The sequence below is a fragment of the Mesorhizobium sp. L103C105A0 genome (assembly GCF_000502215.1).
Classification (GTDB): Bacteria; Pseudomonadota; Alphaproteobacteria; order Rhizobiales; family Rhizobiaceae; genus Mesorhizobium.
The window spans coordinates 272,799-296,104 of sequence record NZ_AYXF01000002.1 but is presented as its reverse complement, the minus strand read 5'-3'; the positions used below and the strand labels follow the sequence as shown (position 1 = coordinate 296,104).

19 protein-coding genes, 2 tRNA genes and 1 pseudogene are annotated in these 23,306 nt (G+C 63.1%); 19 read left to right on the top strand and 3 right to left on the bottom strand.

What is annotated here, in order from left to right; genetic code table 11:
• Positions 1–14 precede the first annotated feature (14 nt).
• The 15 genes and pseudogenes from oiaX (at position 15) to X727_RS158305 (ending at position 18,030) form a co-directional block, all read left to right on the top strand.
• Positions 15–1,265 carry a 3-oxo-isoapionate-4-phosphate decarboxylase OiaX gene (oiaX, locus tag X727_RS158240; RefSeq protein WP_023833802.1) on the top strand — a complete coding sequence of 417 codons (1,251 nt, stop codon included), beginning with the start codon at positions 15–17 and terminating at the stop codon, positions 1,263–1,265.
• A gap of 4 nt (positions 1,266–1,269) precedes the next feature.
• Entirely contained in the window at positions 1,270–2,604 is a 1,335-nt protein-coding gene (locus X727_RS158245; protein ID WP_023833801.1) for a four-carbon acid sugar kinase family protein, read from the top strand.
• Between the two features lie 234 nt (positions 2,605–2,838).
• A complete protein-coding gene (locus tag X727_RS158250; RefSeq protein ID WP_023833800.1) occupies positions 2,839–4,356 on the top strand; it encodes an FGGY-family carbohydrate kinase in 1,518 nt (505 codons plus the stop codon).
• Positions 4,353–5,129, top strand: a complete 777-nt coding sequence (locus X727_RS158255; RefSeq protein ID WP_023672603.1) for a DeoR/GlpR family DNA-binding transcription regulator — start codon at positions 4,353–4,355, stop codon at positions 5,127–5,129. The genes X727_RS158250 and X727_RS158255 overlap by 4 nt, the downstream gene beginning before the upstream one ends.
• A gap of 50 nt (positions 5,130–5,179) precedes the next feature.
• A pseudogene (locus X727_RS01000000164445) lies at positions 5,180–6,914 on the top strand (glycerol-3-phosphate dehydrogenase/oxidase).
• 325 nt (positions 6,915–7,239) lie between these two features.
• Complete coding sequence (locus X727_RS158260; RefSeq protein ID WP_023672601.1) at positions 7,240–8,253, top strand: sugar-binding transcriptional regulator; 1,014 nt, start codon at positions 7,240–7,242, stop codon at positions 8,251–8,253.
• A 120-nt stretch (positions 8,254–8,373) separates the two neighbouring features.
• Complete coding sequence (locus X727_RS158265) at positions 8,374–8,934, top strand: DUF2291 domain-containing protein (protein WP_245261046.1); 561 nt, start codon at positions 8,374–8,376, stop codon at positions 8,932–8,934.
• A complete protein-coding gene (locus tag X727_RS158270) occupies positions 8,931–10,469 on the top strand; it encodes a sugar ABC transporter ATP-binding protein (protein ID WP_023833798.1) in 1,539 nt (512 codons plus the stop codon). The genes X727_RS158265 and X727_RS158270 overlap by 4 nt, the downstream gene beginning before the upstream one ends.
• Before the next feature lie 26 nt (positions 10,470–10,495).
• Positions 10,496–11,629 (top strand): ABC transporter permease, encoded by a 1,134-nt coding sequence (locus tag X727_RS158275; protein WP_023681691.1) that lies wholly within the window; start codon positions 10,496–10,498, stop codon positions 11,627–11,629.
• 33 nt (positions 11,630–11,662) lie between these two features.
• A complete protein-coding gene (locus X727_RS158280) occupies positions 11,663–12,610 on the top strand; it encodes a D-ribose ABC transporter substrate-binding protein (RefSeq protein ID WP_023681690.1) in 948 nt (315 codons plus the stop codon).
• A 111-nt stretch (positions 12,611–12,721) separates the two neighbouring features.
• Positions 12,722–14,281: an FGGY-family carbohydrate kinase gene (locus X727_RS158285; RefSeq protein ID WP_023730751.1), complete on the top strand. Its 1,560-nt coding sequence runs from the start codon at positions 12,722–12,724 to the stop codon at positions 14,279–14,281.
• Positions 14,278–15,795 (top strand): glycerol-3-phosphate dehydrogenase, encoded by a 1,518-nt coding sequence (locus X727_RS158290; protein ID WP_023714403.1) that lies wholly within the window; start codon positions 14,278–14,280, stop codon positions 15,793–15,795. The genes X727_RS158285 and X727_RS158290 overlap by 4 nt, the downstream gene beginning before the upstream one ends.
• On the top strand, positions 15,795–16,733 hold the full coding sequence (locus X727_RS158295; RefSeq protein WP_023833797.1) for a TIM barrel protein: 939 nt from the start codon (positions 15,795–15,797) through the stop codon (positions 16,731–16,733). The genes X727_RS158290 and X727_RS158295 overlap by 1 nt, the downstream gene beginning before the upstream one ends.
• 65 nt (positions 16,734–16,798) lie before the next feature.
• Entirely contained in the window at positions 16,799–17,566 is a 768-nt protein-coding gene (locus X727_RS158300; RefSeq protein WP_023833796.1) for a triose-phosphate isomerase, read from the top strand.
• 26 nt (positions 17,567–17,592) lie between these two features.
• Entirely contained in the window at positions 17,593–18,030 is a 438-nt protein-coding gene (locus X727_RS158305; protein WP_023672592.1) for an RpiB/LacA/LacB family sugar-phosphate isomerase, read from the top strand.
• A gap of 15 nt (positions 18,031–18,045) precedes the next feature.
• Here the strand turns inward: X727_RS158305 and dhaL are convergent, their stop codons facing one another.
• The 3 genes from dhaL to X727_RS158320 form a co-directional block, all read right to left on the bottom strand.
• Positions 18,046–18,687, bottom strand: coding sequence for a dihydroxyacetone kinase subunit DhaL (gene dhaL, locus X727_RS158310; protein ID WP_023821449.1), 642 nt, complete (start codon positions 18,685–18,687; stop codon positions 18,046–18,048).
• Positions 18,688–18,711: 24 nt separating this feature from the next.
• Positions 18,712–19,719: a dihydroxyacetone kinase subunit DhaK gene (locus X727_RS158315; protein WP_023833795.1), complete on the bottom strand. Its 1,008-nt coding sequence runs from the start codon at positions 19,717–19,719 to the stop codon at positions 18,712–18,714.
• 207 nt (positions 19,720–19,926) lie between these two features.
• Positions 19,927–20,001 (bottom strand) — tRNA-Asn (locus X727_RS158320).
• Positions 20,002–20,232: 231 nt separating this feature from the next.
• On the opposite strand from X727_RS158320, the gene X727_RS0133445 reads away from it, so the two are divergent.
• From X727_RS0133445 to X727_RS158335, 4 genes are all read left to right on the top strand, one after another.
• Positions 20,233–20,493, top strand: coding sequence for a PGPGW domain-containing protein (locus tag X727_RS0133445; protein WP_031203994.1), 261 nt, complete (start codon positions 20,233–20,235; stop codon positions 20,491–20,493).
• A gap of 336 nt (positions 20,494–20,829) precedes the next feature.
• Positions 20,830–20,903 (top strand) — tRNA-Cys (locus X727_RS158325).
• Between the two features lie 110 nt (positions 20,904–21,013).
• A complete protein-coding gene (locus tag X727_RS158330; protein WP_023744773.1) occupies positions 21,014–21,688 on the top strand; it encodes a protein-L-isoaspartate O-methyltransferase in 675 nt (224 codons plus the stop codon).
• A 184-nt stretch (positions 21,689–21,872) separates the two neighbouring features.
• Positions 21,873–23,258: a TolC family outer membrane protein gene (locus tag X727_RS158335; RefSeq protein ID WP_023667706.1), complete on the top strand. Its 1,386-nt coding sequence runs from the start codon at positions 21,873–21,875 to the stop codon at positions 23,256–23,258.
• Positions 23,259–23,306: the final 48 nt, after the last annotated feature.

Sequence of the window (23,306 nt, the reverse complement as noted above, 5' to 3'; positions counted from 1 at the left end):
TCAGACAACGAACCATGATCACGCTCACCTACCGCATCGAAACATCAGGCAGCATCGAGGCGCTGGCAGCCAAGATCGCCAGCGACCAGTCGACCGGAACCTTCGTTGCGCTGCCCGGCGAAACCGAGGAACTAAAGGCCCGGGTGGCCGCGCGCGTCCTGGCCATCCGGCACCTGCCGGACGCACTTCGCCCCTCCATTCCCGAGGCCGGTAACGGGCCGTTCAAGCGCGCGGATGTCGACATCGCCTTTCCATTCGATGCCATCGGCCACGACCTGTCGGCTCTGATGACCATTGCCATCGGCGGCGCCTACTCGATCAAGGGCCTGTCCGGCATTCGCGTTGTCGACATGAAGCTGCCGGAGCAATTCCGCGGCGCGCATCCAGGGCCGCAATTCGGCGTCGCCGGCAGCCGCAGGCTAACAGGTGTCGCGGACCGACCGATTATCGGCACGATCGTCAAGCCGGCGCTGGGGCTTCGGCCACACGAGACCGCCGCAATGGTGGGGGAGCTGATCGCCGCCGGTGTCGATTTCATCAAGGACGATGAGAAGCTGATGAGCCCAGCCTATTCGCCGCTGGCGGAGCGGGTAAAGGCAATCATGCCGCTGATCCTCGACCACGAGCAGAGGACCGGCAAGAAGGTGATGTATGCCTTCGGCATCTCGCATGCCGACCCGGACGAGATGATGCGCAATCACGATCTGGTGGCCAAGGCCGGCGGAAATTGCGCGGTGGTCAACATCAACTCGATTGGCTTCGGCGGCATGCTTTTCCTGAGGAAACGCTCCAGCCTGGTGCTGCATGCCCACCGCAACGGCTGGGACATTCTTACCCGCCATCCCGGACTCGGCATGGACTTCAAGGTCTGGCAGCAATTCTGGCGGCTGCTCGGCGTCGACCAGTTCCAGATCAACGGCATCCAATCGAAATACTGGGAGCCGGACGCGTCTTTCGTCGAGTCCTTCAAGGCGGTGACGACGCCGATTTTTGCGCCTGAGGATTGCGCCTTGCCTGTGGCGGGCTCCGGCCAATGGGGCGGGCAAGCGCCCGAGACCTATGAACGGACCGGCCGGACGGTCGATCTGCTCTATCTGTGCGGCGGCGGCATCGTCAGCCATCCGGATGGACCGGGCGCCGGGGTGCGTGCCGTGCAGCAAGCCTGGCAGGCGGCGGTCGACGGCATTCCGCTGGCGGAGTTCGCCTTGAGCCATCCCGAACTGGCGCGGTCGATCGAAAAGTTCGGCGACGGCAAAGCGGCCTGAAGCGATGCAAGATCTGCTTCTCAGCTATTATGGCGATGACCTCACCGGTTCGACCGACGTCATGGAAGCGCTCGAACTCGGCGGCGTGCCGACCGTGCTGTTCATGCGCCAGCCGGACGCGGCCATGCTTGCGCAGTTCGCACATTGCCGAGCCGTTGGCCTGGCCGGCACCAGCCGCAGCGAGACGCCACAATGGATGGACACGCATCTGAGCGATGCCTTCGCTTGGCTGAAGACGCTGAATGCCGCGATCTGTCACTACAAGGTCTGCTCGACCTTCGATTCCAGTCCGACGATCGGCAGCATCGGTCGCGCCATCGAGATCGGCCGCTCGGTTTTCGCTCAGGACAGCGTGCCGCTGCTGGTTGGGGCGCCGCAGCTCAAGCGTTACACCGCCTTTGGACATTTGTTCGCGGCCTATCGTGAAAAGTATTTCCGCATCGACCGCCATCCGGTGATGAGCCGCCACCCGACGACGCCGATGGATGAATCCGACCTGCTGATCCATCTGTCGCGGCAGACGGAGCTCACATCGGGGCTGGTCGATCTCGCGACGTTGCAGTCGGTGTCGCGCTCGGAAGCCTTCGACCGCTTGCTCGCTGAGGGCACCGACATCGTACTTGTCGATGTCGACAGCCTCGAGACGCAGGCGCTTGCCGGCAAGGAGATATGGCGCGCTCGCAAGCCGGGCGGTTCGTTCGTCGTCGGTTCGTCCGGAATCGAATATGCGTTGCTGGCCGAATGGGTGTCGAATGGGACGGTCAGAGCTGAACCAAAATTTTCACCGCCGGGTGCTGCCGACCGGATCGCGGTCGTCTCGGGCAGTTGTTCGCCGACGACCGAACGACAGATCCGGCACGCTTTGACCGACGGCTTCGATGGCATCGAGGTCGATCCCGTCGAACTGATCTCCGCAGCTTCCGGAGATGCGATCGCACGCGCGACGGCAGCCGGTCGCGCCAGTCTGGAAGCCGGGCGCAGCGTCGTTCTCTACACGGCCCTTGGACCCGCGGCCAACAGGGGGGGCGAAATCGACCGCCAGGAAGGCGCCCGCCACAAGCTCGGGCGGGGCCTCGGCGAACTGCTTCGCGCGCTGACCATCGAGCAGAAGTTGCAGCGCGTGGTCGTTGCCGGCGGCGATACGTCGAGCCACGCGCTCGGCCAGATGGGCGTCGATGCGCTGACCGTGCGGATGCCGTTGCCGGCGTCGCCGGGCTCGCCGCTTTGCGTCGCTCACTCGCGTATTGAGGCGATCGATGGGCTGGAGGTGGCGCTCAAGGGCGGGCAGGTTGGAACCGACCGCTATTTCAGCGCCATCCGCGACGGCCTTAGCAGCTGACAACGCGTCGCTCCGGCAACCGCGAGATCCATCCGTGGCTCCCTGGCGCCGAAGCCTTTTTGTCGCGTATGTTGACGTTAAATTCACATAAAGATATGAGTTCTTTGTTGCGGCGAGGTGCTTTTGCCGTTTGTCCCCCTTGCTCAATCGGGGTTGTCGCCATGTGTTTCGCCCTTGCATCAGACTGCAGGATCGCCCTGTAGCAATCGCCAGTTGCTGAAAGAGGCGGTGATCATGCCCAGCCTGCTCGGAATCGATAACGGCCTCACGGTCACCAAGGCGGTCATCTTCGATGCCGACGGCACGCAATTGTCCGTGGCGCGTCGCCGGGTGCCGCAATCGATGCCCCACGCGCGCTGGGTGGAGCGCGACATGTCAGGCCTGTGGCAAGCAACCGCCGACGCCATCAAGGAGGCGATCGCGCTCTCCGGCAGGCCGGCGGAAGACATCAAGGCGGTGGCGGCGACCGCGCATGGCGATGGTCTCTATCTGCTCGATCATGATCGTCAGCCTTTGGGACCAGGCATCCTGTCGCTCGACAGCCGCGCCGGCGACATTGTCGACAGGTGGTTCGCCGGTACCGTTTTCACCGATGCGCTGGCGACGACAGGCCAGACGCCGCATGTTTCGGCGCCGTCGGCGCTGCTGGCGTGGCTTAAGCAGAACGATCCTGATCGCTATGGCCGCATCGGCCATGTGCTGGCCTGCAAGGACTGGCTGCGCTTTTGCCTGAGCGGCACGATCGGGACCGACCGCACGGAGGCCAGCACTTCATTCACGGATTTTCGCACGCAAGCCTATGCGCCTGAAGCGCTGCGCATCTTCGGGTTGGAGGATCTGTTCAACGCGCTGCCGCCGGTGGCGCATTCCGCTGACATCGCCGGTCAAGTCACAGCCGATGCCGCCGAAAGGACCGGCCTTCGCAAGGGAACACCGGTCGCCTGCGGCCTGCACGACGTGGCCGCCTCGGCGCTTGGCATGGGCGGCCATGAAGACGGCGTGCTCGCCATCGTCGCCGGCACCTATTCCATCAATGAAGTCGTCTCTTCGCAACCGCGCGTCGACCGGCGTTGGTTCTGCCGCAACGCCATCGATGCGGGCCGTTGGAACAACATGTCGATCTCGCCGGCCTCGACCGCGAACTACGACTGGTTTCTCGACACCTTCTGTCGCTTGGAGCAAGACAGGACGGATGGCGGCTCCCTCCACGAATTGCTGGCGGGAGAGATCGACGCGGCGTTGAAGAAGCCTTCGACCATCCTGTTTCATCCCTATCTGTTCGGCTCTCCCTATGGCGATTTGGCCAGCGGCAGCTTTGTCGGCCTGCATGGCTGGCACAATCGCGGCGACATGCTGAAGGCGGTTCTGGAAGGCATCGCCTTCAATCACCGCACCCATGTCGAGGCTTTGCGCGACGGCTTTGCCGTCAGCGAGATCCGCCTGACCGGCGGCGGTTCGCGCAATCCTGCTTTCGTCCAGATGTTTGCCGACGTGCTGAACGCCCCGGTCACCGTCACCTCGACGGATGAGACCGCGGCCCTCGGTGCCGCGCTTTGCGCAGGTGCTGCGGTCGGCTTGTTCAAGACGCCGCAAGAGGGCGCCAGGCAGGTCGGCATGACGGAGCGGACGTACCAAACCGTGCCCGCCTCCAGTGCTGTGTTCAATGAGCGGTTTTCGCTCTACTGCCGCATAGCCGAGCAGCTGAAGTCGCATTGGCCTGATATCGAAAGGCTGGCGGGGGTAAACGCATGATCAAGGCCGACGAACGACGCGAAGAGATCGCCGATTATGTGATCAAGCTCGGCCAGGTGCGCATCGATGATCTGGTCGAGCATTTCGGCGTGTCGCGCATGACCATCCACCGGCATATCGACCGGCTGGCGCAGCAGGGCGTGCTGCGCAAGCTGCACGGTGCGGTGACGGTCCAGCCTTCCGGCCTCTACGAGAGCGCTTTCCGCTACCGGGTGACCGTCAATCGAGCCGAGAAGGATGCACTGGCGCGGGCGGCACTGGATTATATCGAGGCCGGCCAGGTGGTGATGCTGGACGATTCATCGACGGCAAACGCGGTCGCGACGCTGCTGCTCGACGTCAAGCCGCTGACCGTCATTTCCAACAGCGTCTCGACGGCGGGCCAATTGATCAATGTGGACGATATCGATTTCATCTGCCTCGGCGGCCAGTATCATCCCACTTACAATGCCTATATCGGCATTGTCTGCGAGAACGCCGTGGCGCAGTTGCGCGCCAATGTGCTGATCTGTTCGGCTTCGGCCGTCACCGGAACCACTGCTTTCATCCAGGATCCGAATGTCGTGCGGGTCAAGCAGGCGATGATGACCGCCTCCGTGAAGCGCATCCTTTTGGTCGACCACGCAAAATTCGACCGGATCGCGCTGCATGTCTTCGACGATCTGACCAGTTTCGACGCCGTGCTGGTGACCGAGGGCCTGGGCGATGCGCAGGCGCAGAGCCTCGAACGGGCGGGGGTGAAGTTGCGCATCGTCAAGACGAAGGCGCCATGAACCCAGCAGATGGAGCCGGGGCGGACAATCCCGCCGGGCGTCTCGCCGCGATGGCCGGGACCGGCGAAGTCGACGTCGTCATTCTTGGCGCCGGCATCAACGGGGCTGGGCTGTTTCGCGATCTGTGCGCGCAAGGTGTCAGCTGCCTGATCGTCGAAAAGGCGGATTTCGGCTCGGGCACCAGTGCCGCGCCGTCGAGGCTCATCCACGGCGGCTTGAAATATCTCGAGACCGGCGAGTTCGGGCTGGTGGCGCAGTCGACGCTCGAACGCAATCTGCTTCTTCAAAACGCGCCGCACTATGTCAGCCCGCTGCCGACCGTCATCCCGATCTTCTCGTGGAGCAAGGGCATGCTCGCGGCGTTGCGAACGCTGTTCGGCTCGACCAGCGCGCCGCGCAGCCGCGGCGCCATACTGATCAAGATCGGCTTGATGATCTACGATTTCTACGGTTCACGAAACCAGGTCATGCCGCGCCACCGCATGGTCGGGCGGCGGCAGGCGCTTGTTGAGATGCCGGCGCTCAATCCGGCGATCGTCGCCACCGGCACCTACTACGACGCCAAGATAAGTCACCCGGAAAGGCTGGTGCTGGAACTGATCCTCGACGGCTTGCAGGCTCACGCGGCGTCTGCCGGTGCCAACTACACGACACTGGCGGCTTCAGCCAATGGCGTGCTCACCTTCCAGCCGGAAAACGGCGCGGCCTTTTCGGTGCGGCCGAAGCTGGTGGTGAACGCCGCCGGTCCGTGGATCGACGACGTCAACGCGCTGCTTGGTGCTCCATCGAAGATGATCGGCGGCACCAAGGGCTCGCATATCCTGTTAAGGCATGACGAACTGGTCAAAAGCCTCGCCGGGCGCATGCTCTATNGGCGGCACCAAGGGCTCGCATATCCTGTTAAGGCATGACGAACTGGTCAAAAGCCTCGCCGGGCGCATGCTCTATTTCGAGGCCGATGACGGCCGCATCTGCCTGGTCTACGACTATCTCGGCCTGGCGCTGGTCGGCTCGACCGACATCAAGGCCGACAATCCGGACGCGGTCCGCTGCGAACCCGAAGAAGTCGACTATCTGCTCGACAGCGTGCGAACGCTGCTGCCGGGCATGGCGTTCGAGCGCGACCAGATCGTCTACGCCTATAGCGGCATCCGGCCGCTGCCGACGTCTGAAGCAGCGACGCCCGGACTGATCAGCCGCGATCATTCGGCGCCCGTTGCCGAGCCGGACGGCAACAGGCCCTTTGCAGTCATTTCGCTGGTCGGCGGCAAATGGACGACGTTCCGCGGCTTTGCCGAGGAAGTCACTGATACCGTACTCAAGCGCTTTCAGCGCAGCCGCAAGATGTCGACTCAGTCGATGCCGATCGGCGGTGGGCGGGATTTTCCGGCCAATGCCGCCGCGCGCGCGGACTGGCTGGCTGAGGCACAGCAGGCAACGGGCGCCGGGGAAGGGCGCCTTGATCAATTGCTGTCGCGCTACGGGACCAGAGCCGTTGAGATCGCCAGGCACGGGTCGGATGATGAGGGTTGCCTGCCGGACTCCGGCGGCTACGGCAAGGCGGAAATCGACTACATCGCGCGCAACGAGTTCGTCGAACATCTGGCCGATGTCGTTATGCGCCGCAGCACGTTGGCGATAGGCGGCTCGCTGACGAGCCGCGACCTGCAGGAGATTGCCGCGATCGCGGGGCGGGCGTTGGGGTGGAGCACCGAGCGCCTCACGCGGGAGGTCGAAGCCGCTGTTGTCGAGCTCGAAGGCAGGAACCTGATGCGGCTGGACTGATCGCTTGATCGCCGACGCCTAGCTTTTCCTGAGGCAATCCGATCGATTTGCCCTTGTTGCGCCCTGTGCATCAACCTTCCCATTTTGCACCCGGATTGGGATTTGCCGGCGCCTACGGGCTCATGCCGTCACTGGATACGGTAACACAAATTGACGTTAAATTAACACTACCGTATGGTCATATTGTATGCTTACCTTCTAATAGGCTCGCGTTGGCTGCCGAACGTCGGCTGAGGCAACCATCTGCGGAGGGATTGACAGCGGTGCAAAGGTATGAAAATTTTTGCACACAAAGATAATATTATCACACTGGGGAGGGGATGGCTTGAATTCCGGCGGAAGCGCAAACCGCGACCATGAATCCAGCCTCGCCACGCGCGCGGCCTGGCTGCACTATGCCGGTGGTCTGACCCAGGCCCAGGTGGCCAAGCGGCTTGGCCTGACCAGCCTCAAGGCGCATAGGCTGATCACCAAGGCCAACCAGGAAGGTCTGGTCAGGGTCTTCATCGACGGCGACGTCGCCGAATGCGTCGACCTGGAACAGCGCCTGATCGCCGCCTATGGGCTCCACTATTGCGAGGTGGTTCCCGATCTCGATCAGGACGAACTGCCGCTCAAGGGGCTGGGCATTGCCGGCGCCCAGTTCCTGAAGCGCGAAATCGATCGCGGCGAAGACATGCTGATCGGCGTCGGCCATGGCCGCACGCTTGCCGCCAGCGTCGAATATCTGACGCGCGCAACTGCTGCTCACATCCGTTTCGTCTCGCTGCTTGGCGGCGTGACGCGCAAATTCGCCGCCAACCCGCACGACGTCATGCATCGCCTGGCAGAGCGGACCGGCGCGCAGGCTTTCGTCATGCCGGTGCCTTTTGTCGCCAATACCGCCGAGGACCGCGAAGTGCTGCTTGGCCAGCGCGGCATCAGCGATGTGTTCGCTCTCGCCAGCCGGTCCGACCTGATGTTCGTCGGAATAGGCACGGCCGAGCGGGAGGCGTCGCTGGTCGCCACCGGCATGATCGAGCCTTCCGAAATCGACGAGGTCAAGCGTGACGGCGGCGTTGGTGAATTGCTGGCGCATTTCTTCGACGACAAGGGGCGTCCGGTCGAAACGGCGCTGTCGGAAAGAATACTGGCGCTTCCGCGCGATCAGTTGAAGGGCCGCAGGATCGTTGCCGTCGCCGGCGGCAAGGTGAAGGTGCGCGCCATCAAGGCAGTACTCGAAAGCCGTTATCTCAGCGGCCTGATCACCGACGAATGCACGGCCCGCGCGCTGGTCGAGCTCGACGATGCAGCCGGGACCGCGAAGCGCTGCGTGAACGGAGGAACTTCGAATGCGTGACAACGGACAATCCGCACCGCTGGTGGTTGCATCATGAGCGCGAAGGCCACCGCCCGGCAAGCTTCGCCCGGCCTGCGCCGGGTGCTTGCCGGCGCTGCGTTTGTGGTTCTGCTCGGCGCCATGGCGCTCGACACCAAGGTGATCAAGATCGGCTCTGCCGGCGATGTTCGCAACGCGGTGTTTTCGGCCGCCGACTACGGCAAGTCTGAATTTCCCAAGGTGCAGGCCGATGTCGAAGCGCGTGCCGCCGACGCCGCGACGGTGGCGGCGGCGATCGCCAAGGACAGGGCGACGGCCGAAAAGGAATATGGCGTGCCGGCGGGAGTCGGACCGGTCATCTCGGTCAAGTTCACCGGCGTCGTCGGCGAGGGAAAATCGGGCATCTACAAGGTCGCCGTCGACGGTTTGCCGGACACGTTGACCGTCCGCGTACAGACTGGGCCGGCGATCAACGGAACCGAGCTTCGCGACGCCACCGGCAAGATCACCTTTGGTCAGTTCACCAACCAGATCGAGTATCAGGACGCCGGCTCGGCGCTGAACAACGAGATGAAGAAGGAGGTGCTGGCGAAAGTCGATACCAGTGCCTTGACCGGCAAGACAATAGCGGTGGTCGGCGTCTTCAAGCTGGTCAATCCGAAGAGCTGGCTGGTCACACCGGTGAGGCTGGACGTCAAATGACAATGACTGCCGGCACAGAACCCGCGACTGGCGATGCCGTGCTTTCGGCGCGCAATGTCGTCATGTCGTATGGCGGCGTCCACGCGCTCAAGGGCGTCAACTTCGACATCCATCGCGGCAAGGTCACCACCCTGTTCGGAGAGAATGGCGCCGGCAAATCGACGCTGATGAAGATCCTGTCCGGCGTGGTGACGCCGACATCCGGCGACATCGTGCTCGACGGCAATCTCGTCAGCTTTGCCTCGTCTTCGGACGCGCGCGATCGCGGCATTTCGATCATCCACCAGGAGCTCAGCCTGGCGCCGAATCTGAGCGTTCGCGACAACATCTTCATGGGCCGCGAACTGCGCACCAGAACCGGCCTCGACTTCGCCGAGGAGGCGCGCCAGGCGCGGGCGCTGATGGCCGACCTCGAAGAAGACATCGATCCGATGACCCTGGTCGAGGACCTGCGCCTGGGGCAGCAACAGATCGTCGAGATCGCACGCGCGCTGTCGGTCGATTCCCGCATCCTGATCATGGACGAGCCGACCTCCGCACTCAGTGCGACCGAGGTGGAGGTGCTGTTCAAGGTGATCCGCGATCTGACCAGCCGCGGTGTCTCCATCGTCTACATCTCGCATCACCTCGAAGAGGCGCTGCAGATCACCGACTACGCCGTCGTGCTGCGTGACGGGGCGATCACGGCAACGGCCGAGGCCAAGGACATCGACCTCGAATGGATCGTCCGCAACATGGTGGGCGAGAATTTCGATCTCGGCTCGCCGCCGACCGGCCACGAGTTCGGCGCGGTGGCGCTGTCGATCGAGGATGTCAGCGTCACCGACGCTTCGGGTTCAGGCTACGTCGTCGATCATCTGTCGCTGGATGTCAAAGCGGGCGAGATCGTCTGCATCTATGGGCTGATGGGCGCGGGCCGCACGGAATTGCTGGAGGCCGTCGCCGGCCGTGTGCCCATGGCGGGCGGGCGGGCGCTGCTGGAGGGTGAGGACGTCTCGGGGCTGACCATTGCCCAGCGCATCGCCCGAGGTCTGGTTCTGGTCCCCGAGGACCGCCAGCGCGATGGCCTGGTTCAGACCATGACCGTCGGCCGCAACCTGTCGCTTGCCAGCATCGAGGCATTCGCCAAGGGGCTCTTCCTCTCCCGGCAGAGGGAGCGCGCACTGATCGACGATTCGATCCGCAAGGTGACCATCAAGACCGCGGGCGGCAACGCCATGATCGGATCGCTGTCGGGCGGCAACCAGCAGAAGGTCGTCATAGGCAAGATGCTGACGACGAATCCCAAGGTCATCCTTCTCGACGAGCCGAGCCGCGGCATCGACGTCGGCGCGAAGGCCGAAGTCTTTCGCTTGCTCAGCGAGCGTGCCGCGCAAGGCCTGGCGGTCGTCTTCTCGACCTCGGAGGTCAATGAGTGCCTCAGCATCGCCCACCGCATCGTCGTCATGCGGCGCGGCAAGATTTCAGCCGAATTCGGCGCCAACGCCACCAAAGAGCAGATCATGGCCGCCTCCGGCGAAGCCGTGGTCGCCTGACCACAGAATTTCCGGAGCCCCGACCCATGAGCGATGTCAGCCAGGCCAGCAAACAGTCCAGCCCCAATGCGGGCGGAGAGGGCTTCGACGTGGCCAAGCTGCTGCTCGAAGGCCGGGCCTTCTTTGCCCTGATCGTCATCATTGTCGTCTTCTCGATCCTGTCGCCCTACTACCTCTCGGTGGCGAATTTCCTGACCATGGCTTCGCATGTCGCCATCTTCGGGATTCTCGCCATCGGCATGCTGCTCGTCATCCTCAATGGCGGCATCGACCTGTCGGTGGGGTCGACGCTCGGGCTTGCCGGCGTCGTCGCCGGTTTTCTGATGCAAGGCGTGACGCTGACCTGGCTCGGCGTCGTTCTCTATCCGCCGGTCTGGGTGGTCGCGGTGCTGGCCTGCATGCTGGGCGCCGCTGTCGGGCTGATCAACGGCGTGCTGATCGCGCGGTTCAAGGTTCCGGCCTTTGTCGCCACGCTCGGCGTCATGTACATGGCGCGCGGCCTGGCACTGCTGATGACCAGCGGCCTGACCTACAACAATCTCGGCGGCAAGCCGGAGTTGGGCAACACCGGTTTCGACGCGCTTGGCTTCAACCGTCTGTTCGGCGTGCCGACCGGCGTGGTGGTGCTGGCGGTCATCGCGCTGATCGGCAGCATCGTGTTGAACCGCACCGCGTTCGGGCGCTGGCTCTACGCCTCGGGCGGCAATGAGCGCGCCGCCGAACTGTCCGGCGTTCCGGTCAAGACTGTGCAGATTTCGGTCTATGTGCTTTCAGGCATCTGTGCCGCCATTGCCGGCCTGATCCTGTCCTCGCAGTTGACCTCGGCCGGACCGACCGCTGGCACCACTTACGAACTGACGGCCATCGCCGCCGTCGTCATCGGCGGCGCCGCACTCACCGGCGGGCGCGGCAACATTCGCGGCACCCTGCTCGGAGCCTTCGTCATCGGCTTCCTGTCCGACGGTCTGGTGATCATCGGCATCTCATCCTACTGGCAGACAGTGTTCACCGGCGCCGTCATCGTGCTCGCCGTGCTCCTCAATGCCGTTCAGTATCGCCGCCGTAGCAAGCTTCCAGCTTCGACGGGCGGCCAACCGACTTCTCAGAAACGGGGGAAGGCCGAACCGGCCAATCCTGCCCAAGGGAAGACTGCCAGCTGACTGGCAGCAGGACCGCGTAAAATCATTGGAGGAATGTACATGAAAATCGTGCTTAGAAGTTTGCTTGCCGCCGCGATGGTGGTCGGGTTTAGCGCAGCCGCATCGGCCGCGGGCCTGATCTCGATCATCGTCAACGATCCGGCCAACCCCTACTGGCTGACCGAAGGCAACGTTGCCAAGGCCGAAGCCGAAAAGCTTGGCTATACAGCCAACGTCGCCGCCCACAAGGGCGACACCAATACCGAAAGCAATCTGATCGACACCGCCATCACCAACAAGTCGGTGGCGATCATCCTCGACCCGGCCAATGCCGATGGTTCGGTCGGCGCGGTGAAGAAGGCGATTGCCGCCAACATCCCGGTTTTCCTCGTCAATGCCGAGATCAACCAGGAAGGTCTTGCCAAGGGACAGCTCGTCTCCAACAACGCCCAGGGTGCGGCTCTCGGTGCCCAGCAGTGGGTGCAGGCGGTCGGTGAAAAGGGCAAGTATGTCGAACTGCTCGGCGCCCCGTCGGACAACAACGCCGCCACGCGCTCGAACGGCTACGCGACTGTGCTCAGCCAGTATCCGGATCTCGAAAAGGCCGCTTCGCAGGTCGCCAACTGGGATCGTACCCAGGGCCATGACAAGATGCAGAGCATGCTGCAGGCCAATCCCGACATCATCGCCGTGATCAGCGGCAACGATGAAATGGCGCTTGGCGCGGTTGCGGCGCTGAAGGAAGCTGGCAAGCTCGCCGGCATCAAGGTCGGCGGCTTTGACGGTTCCCCGGATGCGGTTGCGGCCATCAAGTCCGGCGAACTGCAGTACACCGTGCTTCAGCCGGTGGCCATCTTCTCGGCCAAGGCTGTGCAGCAGGCCGACTCGTTCATCAAGTCGGGCGCTACTGGCGCCACCAGCGAGAAGCAGCTGTTCGATTGCCTGCTCATCACCAAGGACAATGTGGACAAGTACACCGCACCCTTCGTGCTGTCGGAATAAAAACCTGCTCAGGGGGTGTCCTTCGCGGACACTCCCTGGCTCTTCCATGGCTTCGAGACAACAAAGACTGCTCCTTGTGACTTGCCTTCATAACCATCCGGAACTTGCGGCATGAAAGACCTGCTGATCGGGATCGACGCGGGAACGTCCGTGATCAAATCGGTCGCTTTCGATCTATCGGGGCGGCAGCTCGCCATGGCATCGGTGACCAACAGCTTCGTCACGCTGGAAGGCGGCGGCGCCGAACAGGACCTTAATCAGACCTGGCGCGACATGGTGCTGACCGTTCTCGATCTGGCGACGAAAATTCCAGACCTCGCGCGGCGAACCGCGGCCGTCGCGGTCACCGGGCAGGGCGACGGCACCTGGCTGATCGATGGCGACGGCATGCCGGTCGGGCGCGCGTGGCTCTGGCTCGATGCGCGCGCCGGACATCTGGTGGACGAGATGCGCGGCGATCCCCGGGATCGCACGCGGTTCGAGATCACCGGCACCGGGCTCAACGCCTGCCAGCAGGGCGCTCAGCTCAGCTGGCTGAAGAAAAACAGCCCGGAAATCCTGGAGCGCGCCGCCACTGCCTTTCACTGCAAGGACTGGCTCTATTTCAAGATGACCGGCGAGCGCGCCACCGATCCTTCGGAGGGAACATTCACCTTCGGCGATTTCCGCGCGCGCAGCTATTCCGACGAGGTGCTCGACATTCTCGATCTGACGTCGCACCGCCGCCTGCTGCCCCCCATGCTCGAAGGCACGACCGACCATCATCCGCTTTCTGCGTCGGCAGCAGGCGAGACCGGCCTGCTTGCGGGCACGCCGGTGGTGCTGGGCTATGTCGACATGGTCAGCACCGCGCTCGGCGCCGGCCTCTATGATCCAAGCGGCAATGTTGGCTGCACGGTCATCGGCTCGACCGGCATCCACACGCGCCTGGCGCGCACAGCCGACGATGTCATCCTCAACGACAACGCGTCCGGCTACACGATCGCCATGCCGGTTCCCGGCGCCTATGCGCAACTGCAATCCAACATGGCGGCGACGCTCAACATCGACTGGCTGCTCGGCCTGGCGCGCGACGTGCTGACCGCCAGCGGCGCCAAGCCTTCGCGCGACGAATTGCTGAAAGCGCTCGATGTCTGGGTCGAAGGATCGGAACCGGGGTCGCTGGTCTATCAGCCCTACATCTCGCTTGCCGGCGAACGCGGACCGTTCGTCGATCCAGACGCGCGCGCGGGCTTCATCGGGCTTTCCGTCAAGCACGGTTTTGGCGATCTGGCGCGCGCAGTTCTCGAAGGATTGGCCTTCGCGGCCCGCGATTGCTACCAGGCAATGGGCAGCGTGCCCGGCGAAATCCGCCTGTCTGGCGGCGCCGCGCGCAGCCCGTCGCTGCGCCGTATCATCGCTGCGGCGACCCGCGCGCAAGTCAGGACCAGCAGCCGCCAGGAAGCCGGCGCCGCGGGTGCGGCGATGATGGCCGCGGTCGGGCTCGGCGTCTATCGCTCCATGGATGATTGCTGCGCCGAATGGGTGACGCCGCTTCTGGGCGAATGCGACGCCTATGACGAGGCGCTTTCCCAAACCTACGATGCGCTGTTTCCATCCTTCGTCGCGGCGCGCCAGGCGCTGCGGCCGGTGTGGAAGGGCATGGCGCACCGCACAGGAGCAAAGTCTTGAGTGATACGTCAGATATTGTCGATCTCTTCGTGATCGGCGGCGGCGTCAACGGCGCCGGCATAGCGCGTGATGCTGCCGGTCGCGGGCTGTCGGTCATCCTGTGCGAGAAGGACGATCTTGCACAAGGCACCAGCTCGCGCTCCGGCAAGCTGGTGCATGGCGGTCTGCGCTATCTCGAATATTACGAGTTCCGGCTGGTGCGCGAAGCGCTGATCGAACGCGAGGTGCTGCTTGAGGCGGCGCCGCACATCATCTGGCCGATGCGCTTCGTGCTGCCGCACAGCCCCGAAGACAGGCCGGCATGGCTGGTTCGGCTCGGGCTGTTTCTCTACGACCATCTTGGCGGCCGCAAGCGGTTGCCGGGAACGAGGACGCTGAACCTGAGGACCGCGCCGGAAGGGGAGCCGATCAAGGACGAATTCAAGCGCGGCTTCGAATATTCCGACTGCTGGGTCGATGACGCCAGGCTGGTGCTGCTCAATGCGCTCGACGCCAGTCAGCGCGGCGCAAAAGTCTTCACCCGCACCGCCTGTATTGCTGCCCGGCGCGAAGGCGGCATGTGGTCCATCGACATGCAGGATGGCCGCACCGGTGCGGTGACGAAGGTCCGCGCACGCGGGCTGGTCAATGCGGCTGGGCCGTGGGTGAATGACATCGTCAGCCGCGTCGCCGGGCAGAATTCCACCCGCAACGTTCGCCTGGTGAAGGGCAGCCATATCGTCGTGCCGAAATTCTGGGAGGGGCGGCAGGCCTATCTGATCCAGAACAACGACAAGCGGGTGATCTTCGTCAACCCGTATGAGAACGATCTGGCGCTGATCGGCACGACGGACATTCCCTACGAGGGCCGGCCCGAAGAAGTGGCGGCCGAGGCCAGCGAAATCGATTATCTGATCAAGGTGGTCAATCGCTATTTCAAGCGACAGCTGACCGCGAAAGACGTGGTTTACAGTTTCTCGGGCGTGCGTCCGCTCTATGACGACAATGCCGACAACCCGAGCGCGGTGACGCGCGACTACATCTTCGAACTCGACGCCCCGAACGGTGGCGCGCCGCTGCTTTCTGTGTTCGGCGGCAAGATCACCACCTTCCGCAAACTGTCCGAACATGCGCTGGAAAAGATCCAGCCCTTCTTTCCGACCATGAAGAAGGCCTGGACAGCCAAAATTCCCCTGCCGGGAGGCGACCTGCCCAACGCGGATTTCGAGCAGTTCCTGGGCGATCTGCACGCCGAGTTTTCGTGGCTTAGCCCGTCGCTGGTGAAGCACTATGCCCGCAGCTACGGCACGCGCACGCGCGCCTTGCTGAAAGGCGTAAAAGGCGAAGCCGATCTCGGACGTCGTTTCGGCCCGGATTTCTATGAGCTCGAAGCTGTCTTCCTGTTCGAGACCGAATGGGCGATGACCGCCGCCGACGTTCTCGAACGCCGGACCAAACACGGGCTGCATATCAATGCGGCCGAGCGGAAAACATTCCAAGACTGGTGCACAAAGACAATGGCGGCGGTGAACTGATGGCCTTCACGCTTTCGCTGAACACCAACCCGCTGGTCAATCGCTTCGCCGATCCCGACGATCTGATCGACGCCATTGCCTATGGCATCGGCATCCGCGACGTGCAGCTGACGCATGAATTCGTCAATCCGGGCTGGCCGGCGGCAACGATCGCCAAGTTCGTTCGCCTGTTCAACAGCGCCCTGGCGCGGACCGGCGTGCGGATCACTTCGGGTATGACCGGTCCCTATGGCCGGCTCAATCATTTCGGCCATCCGGACGCGGATGTGCGCCGCTATTATGTCGATTGGTTCAAGACCTTCGCCGACATCTCCGCCGAACTCGGCGCGTCGGGCATGGGCACGCAGTTCGCCATATTCACCTACAAGGATTTTGACGATCCAACCCGGCGCGCAGCACTTCTCAACATCGCGCTCGAATGCTGGCGCGAAGTGGCCGAAAACGCCAAGGCGGCGGGCCTGACCTACCTTTTCTGGGAACCGATGTCGGTCGGCCGCGAGTTTGGCCACACGATCGAAAGCTGCGTCGAATTGCAGGGCGCCATCGATGCGGCCAAGCTGCCGATCCCGATGCAGATGATGGTCGACATCGACCATGGCGACGTGACCTCGCCCAATCCTGACGACACTGATCCCTATGCCTGGGCGAAAGCGTTCCCGTTGCAATCGCCGATCATCCACATCAAGCAATCGTCGATGAACAAGGGCGGGCATTGGCCGTTCACCGCCGCCTACAACAAGGATGGCCGCATCATCCCGCAGAAGCTGCTCGATGCCGTGCGGGCGGGTGGCGGAACCGACAATGAGATCTGCCTTGAACTTTCCTTCCGGGAGAGGGAACCGGTCGATCATCAAGTTATTGCCATGATCCGCGAGTCGGTGGATTTCTGGGCGCCTTACATCGACAGCGGCCGCAACGATCTCAAGCCTCGCGCCTGACGCAAAACGCCGGCGCACAAGTCGGGAAATACGCATCATCCGAATTCGGATCGAAGGAGAAAAGAATGACCCCATATTGGGTCGGCACCAGCTGGAAGATGAACAAGACGCTGGCGGAGGCGCTGCAGTTCGCCGAGGCATTGGCTGCCTTCGCGCCCGGCTTCGATCCGGCGATACAGCCTTTCGTCATTCCGCCCTTCACCGCGGTGCGGCAGGTCAAGGCGGCGCTCGCCAACACCCGCGTCAAGGTCGGCGCCCAGAACATGCATTGGGCCGATGCCGGTGCCTGGACGGGCGAGATTTCGCCGGTGATGCTGAGGGATTGTGGGCTCGACCTGATCGAACTCGGCCATAGCGAGCGCCGTGAGCATTTTGGCGAGACGGACAAGATCGTGGGACTGAAAACCGCAGCGGCAGTCAAGCACGGCTTCGTACCCTTGATTTGTGTCGGCGAGACGCTGGCCGAGCGCGAGGGCGGCCGCGCCGACGAAATCCTGACCGCGCAGGTTTTGGGCGCGCTGCAGGGTCTCGCAAACAATGAGTTGTCGGCAGAGATACTCTTTGCCTATGAACCGGTGTGGGCGATCGGCGAGAAAGGCATTCCGGCCAGCGCCGACTATGCCGACAAGCAGCAGGCGCTGATCAAGCAGGTCGCAGCAACCCGGTTGCCGACCGCCCCGCTTGTGCTCTACGGCGGCAGCGTCAATCCCGGCAACGCGGCCGAACTGATCGGCCAGCCGCATATCGATGGGCTGTTCATCGGCCGCTCGGCATGGCAAGCGGAAGGCTATATCGACATTCTCAAAAAGGCGTCGGCCGCCATCGCGCGCTGACCACGAAAACGAAGGAGTTAATTGCCATGAAGATCGCACTCGGAGCCGACAGCGCCGGCAAGCCGCTGCTCGATGTCATCGCCAAGCATCTCGCCACCAAGCCAGAACTGCAGGTCGTCGATCTCAGCCAGGCCGGATTCTACGCCGATATTGCCGCTGCGGTCGGCCACGAAATTGTCGACGGCAATTACGACCGCGCCATCCTGTTTTGCGGCACCGGCATCGGCGTCAGCATCTCGGCCAACAAGGTGCCCGGAATCCGTGCCGCGCTAACCCACGACACCTATTCGGCGGAACGCGCTGCGAAATCCAACAATGCCCAGATCATCACCATGGGTGCGCGCGTCATCGGCCCCGAACTGGCCAAATCGATCGCCGACGCCTGGCTGGCCTCGGAGTTCGATCCGAACGGTCCCTCTGCCGCCAACGTGCAGGCTGTCGACAAGCTCGACGCGAAGCGCTGAGGATCCGCTCCCGACCTAGCCGGTCAAGGCGATCCGCATCGCCTCGATGACGGTTACGGCGGACGCCGCGCCTGGATCCATATGGCCAAGCGAGCGTTCGCCGAGGCGGGAGGCCCGGCCCTTGGTGGCGATCATCGTCTTGGTCGCCTCCGCGCCGGCCTTTGCCGCCTCGGCTGCAGCCGCGAGGCTGCCGGCCAGCCCCTTGCCGGCGGCCAGTGCCTCGCCCGCAGCCCTCGCGGCCGGCGCCCACGCATCGATCATCGTCTTTTCACCAGGCTCGGCCTTGCCGCGATCCTGAATGCCTCTGGCCATCGCTTGGAACATAGCGACCGCGTCGGCGTCGTCGAGCGTCGCCTTGCCCTTGACGGCGGCCGCGCCGCGCATGAATGCCGTGGCATAGAGCGGGCCTGAGGAGGCGCCGACGGCGTTGAGGAACGACTTTGCTGCGGTGTTCAGCAAGATGGTCGGATCGGTGGCGCCGGTATCCAATGCCGCAACTGCATCGCGTGCCGCGGCAAATCCCAACTCCATGGCAATGCCGTGGTCGGCGTCGCCAATCACCCCGTCAAGCGCGCACAGCCGGTCCCTGTCGGCCGACATGGCGTCGGCAATGGCAACGAACATCGCGGCAAGGCGGGCGGTGTCGATTGTCGTCATCTCTTGCTCCTTGCCGTCCCCAGTTTAGCCGGCGCGAAACATGGCGCACTCGCAAGGGTGGTCGAGCATCGTTTGCAACTCGTCATCGAGGTGGTGCAGCGTGATCGAAGCGCCGGCCATTTCGAGCGAGGTGCAGTAATTGCCGATCCAGCTTGCGTGAATGGATACACCGATATCGTCAAGCCTCTGCTTCACGCGCCGGTTCATGATGTAGAGTTCCATCAGCGGCGTCGAACCCAGCGAATTGACCAGCACGGCGACCTTCTCGCCGCGTGCCGGCGCCATCTCGGCGAGAATCCTGTCCAGCATTTCGTCAGTGATCTCGTCGGCCGTTTTGAGTTTTCCGCGTGCGATGCCGGGTTCGCCATGGATGCCCATGCCGATCTCCATCTCGTCGGGTCCGATTTCGAAATTCGGCCGGCGCGTTTGCGGCAACGAACAGGGCGCCAATGCGACGCCCATGGTAAAGGTGTGGTCGTTGGCTTTCCCGGCAATGCGTTCGCATTCATCGAACGACAACATGCGGTCGCAGGCGGCGCCTGCCGCCTTGAAGATAAAGAAGTTGCCGGCGACACCGCGCCTCTTGTGCCTGTCGCCAACGGGCGCGGAAGCGACGTCGTCGGTGCTCAGCACCGTGCGCACCTCGATGTCGTCCATCGCGGCCATCTCGGCCGCCATGTCGAAATTCATGACGTCGCCGGCATAGTTGCCGTACATGAACAGCACACCGGCGCCGCCGCTCGCCGCCTTGGCGCATTCGAGGATCGGGTCGGGCGGCGGAGAGGCGAAGACATTGCCGATCGCCGCCGCGTCGGCCAGCCCCTTGCCGACGAAGCCGAGAAAACTCGGCTCGTGGCCCGAGCCGCCACCAATGACGAGGCCTACCTTGCCTTGGCGCGGTCCATCGCGGGCGATGATCGAGCGCGGGCTTCCGTCAACGGCTTTGAGATGGCGGGGATGCGCAGCCAGGATGCCTTCCAGCATCTCGTCGACGGCCCGATTGCCGTCATTGATGATCTTCTTGGTTTGCACCAACGTCCTCCCGATTTGGTATTTTCATAGGTGATACCGGGCGTTATCAGGCTGCCTTCGGGCGAGGGCAGGGGCGCGATGCCCACCAAACTGCCTCGATCGGCTTCGTAGCTGTTACCAGCCGTTCTGGCAGAAGCTAAGCGGACCGAAGTGCGCGGACAATGGCGCTGTAGTGTACAAGATCGCACCACGGCTTAGAAAAGGCGGTGGCTCCCCGGGCCGGATTCGAACCAGCGACCAACCGGTTAACAGCCGGTTGCTCTACCACTGAGCTACCGGGGAATAGAGGCTCTCATGTGAGTGGCGCAGCCTATAGCAAACCCTTTTCGGCTTTGCAAAGAAGCATTTCGCATTTTTTAGCGCATTTTCACCCAATGGTTTCTGGCAATCGCCGGATGACACCACATATGAGCCGTCTTGGGCGCCGTCGGACCTTGGTCGGCGGAACCTGAACGGCGATTGCAGCCTTTAGCGCATATGGCTTTATCGAAGGCAACCGGATCGACTTTCGACATGACTGCAGCAGACGAAAACCAGGCACCGGCGCGGAAAATCTCGGTGTTCGGGCGCGAGTTCACCATGCCGCGCTCGCGCGGGCTGAGGATCGCCATCGGTATCGTTCTGGTGTTTTTCGGCCTTCTCGGCTTCCTGCCGATTCTCGGCTTTTGGATGATTCCGCTCGGCCTTTTGGTGCTTTCCTACGAATTTGCCGCGGTGCGCCGCCTGCGGCGCCGGTTCGTCGTCTGGTGGGAACGGCGTCGCCGGCCAAGTTGAAAGCGATGGCGCGCGATCCCGGAGCGGCCGCTTCGCTTTTCCAGCCCGTCGCAGATTTCCCCCTCAAGATCTCCTTGAGAACGGCAACTGCTGGTGCCAGCCGCGCGCGATATGCGGTGAAAGCCGGTTTGCACCCGCTGCGTAAAGCTGCGGGTTCGAGTTTCGCCGGTCGCGCAGCCATGCTTGACGAGCGGCCAATATGCCGGTGCGCCAAGCGCTGAAATCGCTCGGGAACCACGTTGCGGCGGCTGATGAGGAAAGCGCGCCGGAATGCCGCGCGGACGCTTGACGACCTTTCGCTGCCACCATATTGAGTTCGCTCGCCGGGAGCGATGAGGCCTCGTGGCGGAGTGGTTACGCAGAGGACTGCAAATCCTTGCACCCCGGTTCGATTCCGGGCGAGGCCTCCAGTCGCTTCAGCTCCCGCATGTCGGGGGCTTGAGTTCCGGGCGAATGCGCCGCAGTGTCGGCGCGACAAGCGCATTTCAGCGCATTGGCTTTTTGACGGATTGGTTGGGACATGAGCGCTGATTTTTCCGAACTTCGCGTCAAGATGGTCGACGGCCAGGTCCGCACCACGGATGTGACCGACGCAGCATTGCTCGATGCCATGCTTGCCGTGCCGCGCGAGGCCTTTGTCGGGGCCGGCCAACAGGCTCTCGCCTATATTGACGAGGATATCCGCATCTCCGACGGCACCAATGGCAGCGGTGCGCGCTACCTCATGGAGCCGTCGCCATTGGCCAAGCTTTTGCAGTTGGCCGAGATCGACGCTGGCGATTCGGTGCTCGATGTCGGCTGCGGCACCGGGTATTCCGCGGCGCTGCTGTCCAGGTTGGCCAAATCCGTCGTGGCGCTGGAAAGCGATACAGCACTGGCGGAAGCAGCCAAAGCGGCGCTTTCGGCGCAGGGCTGCGATAACGTCACGGTGGTCACCGGCCCACTGCCGCAAGGTCATGCCGCCAAGGCGCCCTACAATGTGATTCTCATCGGCGGCAGCGTCGAGAAAGTGCCTGCGGCGCTGCTTGACCAGCTTGCCGAAGGCGGCCGGCTGGTGGCTGTGGAAGGGCAGGGCAATGCGGGCGTAGCCCGGCTCTTTTTCAACGCAGGGGGGGTTGTAACCGGAAGACGGGCATTTAATGCGGCAATTAAGCCACTACCCGGATTTGAACGCATTCATGCCTTCGAGTTCTAAGTGATTTTGCCTTGCAGCAAAGACTCTGTCATGTTGGCTTACGATTGAACAATCGTTGCTGATTGGTTAACCGGGGTTTCGGGAGCTGTCAGCGGGGGAACGATAGATCGACGCGGCGCTGGCCGATCCCTAGGGATGGGCTGGCGTGGCGTGGTTCCCGTGCAAAACGAATGAGGGATATAAAGTGCCGTCCTTAGCCAAGAGTCTGTTTGTTACCGTCCTCATTTCCGCGACAGCGCTTTCGCCGATAGCCGCCTCGGCGGAAACCATTCTCGGCGCGCTTTCCAAGGCCTACCAGAACAATTCCTCGCTGAATTCGGCCCGTGCCGGCGTGCGCGTCACCGATGAGGGCGTGGCGATCGCCAAGTCGGGCTATCGCCCGGTGATCACTGGTTCGGCTGACATCGATTACACCTCCAGGCACCTAAACGGCAGGAACGCGAGCCTGGCATTGACCACCGGCAGCTTCGGCGTTCGGATTGACCAGACGCTGTTCGACGGCTTCCAGACCAAGAACAGGGTCGCGTCGGCCGCTGCACAGGTGAGGGCCTCGGTCGAGGGCCTGCGCAACACCGAAGAGAACACGCTGTTCAACGCGGCGAGCGCCTATATGGACGTGATTCGCGACCGCCAGGTGGCGGTGCTGACCGAACAGAATCTGCAGTTCCTGACCGAGCAGGCGCGCGCGGCGCGCTCGCGCTTCGAGGTCGGCGAGGGCACGCGCACCGATGTGGCGCAGGCCGACGCGTCTCGTTCGGCCGCGGTGGCGCAATTGAGTGCTGCCCGTGCGCAGGCTCTGGCCAGTGCGGCAACCTATCATCAGATCGTCGGTGACGAGCCGGGCAAGCTCAAGGCCGCGTCGCCGTTGGCGAAGCTGTTGCCGAGGAGTCTCGAGGCGGCGATCGGCATTGCATCGAACGAGCATCCGGCCATCCTGGCCGCCCTACATTCCGTCGATGCAGCGGGATTTGATGTAAAGACGCAGGAAGGTGCGTTGCTGCCGCAGTTGACTGCCAGTGCCGGCCTTTCCCATGCCTATCAAAATACTGTACCTGGCGCGGGGAATTCGGACGGCGACTCCAATGCCGCCACGGTCGGCGCGACGCTGACCGTTCCGATCTATTCGGGCGGCCGTACCTCCGCACTCGTTCGTCAGTCGAAGGAATCGCTCAGCCAGGCTCGCATCGAGGTGGATGTCAGCCGTGACTCGGTGCGCCAGGCCGTGACCTCGGCATGGACGCAATACATCGCAGCGCGGGAAAGCGTCGACGCTAATCGGCAGGTGATCGCGGCCGCACAGTTGGCGCTCAACGGCGTCATCGAGGAGCGCAATGTCGGACAGCGCACCACGCTCGACGTGTTGAATGCCCAGAACGCCGTCATCTCGGCAAAGATCGACCTCGCCAGCTCCGAGCGCGATGTGGTTGTAGCCAGCTACGCCATCCTGTCGGCCATGGGCCGCCTGTCGGCCGATCGCCTGGCGTTGAATGTGGTGAAGTACAAGCCTGAAGAGCACTACAGAGCCGTCAAGGACAAATGGATCGGGCTGCGTACGCCGGACGGTCGTTGAGCCCACCTGGGCGGCTCAAATCCCGCCAGGGTTGAAGCATTTCACGCC

Bases quoted from the DNA above. Each gene is read 5' to 3' on its own strand.
- oiaX (WP_023833802.1), top strand. From the start codon at position 15: ATGATCACGCTCACCTACCGCATCGAAACATCAGGCAGCATCGAGGCG.
- X727_RS158245 (WP_023833801.1), top strand. From the start codon at position 1,270: ATGCAAGATCTGCTTCTCAGCTATTATGGCGATGACCTCACCGGTTCG.
- X727_RS158250 (WP_023833800.1), top strand. From the start codon at position 2,839: ATGCCCAGCCTGCTCGGAATCGATAACGGCCTCACGGTCACCAAGGCG.
- X727_RS158255 (WP_023672603.1), top strand. From the start codon at position 4,353: ATGATCAAGGCCGACGAACGACGCGAAGAGATCGCCGATTATGTGATC.
- X727_RS158265 (WP_245261046.1), top strand. From the start codon at position 8,374: ATGGCGCTCGACACCAAGGTGATCAAGATCGGCTCTGCCGGCGATGTT.
- X727_RS158270 (WP_023833798.1), top strand. From the start codon at position 8,931: ATGACAATGACTGCCGGCACAGAACCCGCGACTGGCGATGCCGTGCTT.
- X727_RS158275 (WP_023681691.1), top strand. From the start codon at position 10,496: ATGAGCGATGTCAGCCAGGCCAGCAAACAGTCCAGCCCCAATGCGGGC.
- X727_RS158280 (WP_023681690.1), top strand. From the start codon at position 11,663: ATGTACATGAAAATCGTGCTTAGAAGTTTGCTTGCCGCCGCGATGGTG.
- X727_RS158285 (WP_023730751.1), top strand. From the start codon at position 12,722: ATGAAAGACCTGCTGATCGGGATCGACGCGGGAACGTCCGTGATCAAA.
- X727_RS158295 (WP_023833797.1), top strand. From the start codon at position 15,795: ATGGCCTTCACGCTTTCGCTGAACACCAACCCGCTGGTCAATCGCTTC.
- X727_RS158300 (WP_023833796.1), top strand. From the start codon at position 16,799: ATGACCCCATATTGGGTCGGCACCAGCTGGAAGATGAACAAGACGCTG.
- X727_RS158305 (WP_023672592.1), top strand. From the start codon at position 17,593: ATGAAGATCGCACTCGGAGCCGACAGCGCCGGCAAGCCGCTGCTCGAT.
- dhaL (WP_023821449.1), bottom strand. From the start codon at position 18,687: ATGACGACAATCGACACCGCCCGCCTTGCCGCGATGTTCGTTGCCATT.
- X727_RS0133445 (WP_031203994.1), top strand. From the start codon at position 20,233: ATGACTGCAGCAGACGAAAACCAGGCACCGGCGCGGAAAATCTCGGTG.
- X727_RS158330 (WP_023744773.1), top strand. From the start codon at position 21,014: ATGAGCGCTGATTTTTCCGAACTTCGCGTCAAGATGGTCGACGGCCAG.